1 protein-coding gene is annotated in these 1,010 nt (G+C 66.8%); it reads left to right on the top strand.

The window, feature by feature from the left end; translation table 11 throughout:
* Positions 1-672 (top strand): tellurite resistance TerB family protein (locus EN884_RS36925; protein ID WP_164895459.1); only part of this gene is annotated, 672 nt, incomplete at its 5' end.
* Positions 673-1,010: the final 338 nt, after the last annotated feature.

Genomic DNA, 1,010 nt, shown 5'->3' with positions numbered 1-1,010 from the left:
GTTCGCGACAAGGCGGGGCAGGCCGTGCAGATGGCCAAGGACAATCCGCTGGCCGCCGGTGCGCTGGCCGCGGTGCTGCTCGGAACCGGTACTGGCCGCAACGTGACGGGCGCCGCGGTGAAGCTTGGCGGACTGGCCGCGATCGGCGGCCTCGCCTACAAGGCCTACCAGAATTACAAGGCCGGCAACGCGCCCGCGGAAGCACCGGCGGCCGGTGAACCGGAATTGCTGCCGCCGCCCAAGGATACCCCCTTCCACCCGTCGCAGGCGCCGCAAGGCGAGGACGAATTCACGCTGACCCTGGTGCGGGCGATGATTTCGGCGGCGAAGGCCGATGGCCATATCGACGATGAAGAGCGCCAGAAGATCGCCGGCAAGCTCAGCCTGGCCGGCATAGGCTCCGACGCCGAAAAGTTCCTGATGGCGGAGCTGGCAAGCCCGCTCGACCTCGACACGCTGGTGGCCGGCGCCAAGACCGATGCGCAGAAGCTCGAACTCTACACGGCGTCGCGCCTGACCATCGATCCCGACACACGCGCCGAGCGCGGTTATCTCGACCTGCTTGCCGGCCGGCTCGGCCTGCCGGACGCGCTGGTCGACCATGTCGAGGCGACGGTTTCGGCGGCCAAGGTGCCGGCCAAGGCCGGGACGTCACCCAATCCGCGCTGGTAGGCCAAAACGGCACAGGGGGCACTTTCCGGGTTAACCGCTCATTAACCCAGCAAGCGCATCATTCAACACAGTCGGATCGGCTTTTCCTCCTCCCAAGCCCGGTTCAGATCAGGGGCGGTCGCCAATGGCCGCCCTTTTTGTCGGTCCGGCCGGATGGACACGCTTGCCATCGCCGCCGTCATTTGCGATGCCTTCCTTTTCGAGCCAACCCCCCAAAATCAGTCGAGCAAGCGCAGCGCTGCCGGAGGACAATAGCCATGACCGAGCAAAGAACCGCCATCGTCACCGGGGCCGGCACGGGCATCGGCAAGAGCGTCGCCACGGCGCTGCTCACGGCC

Source organism: Mesorhizobium sp. M7A.F.Ca.AU.001.01.1.1, assembly GCF_004022735.1.
Classification (GTDB): domain Bacteria; phylum Pseudomonadota; class Alphaproteobacteria; order Rhizobiales; family Rhizobiaceae; genus Mesorhizobium; species Mesorhizobium ciceri.
This window is presented reverse-complemented; position numbering and strand designations above follow the sequence as displayed.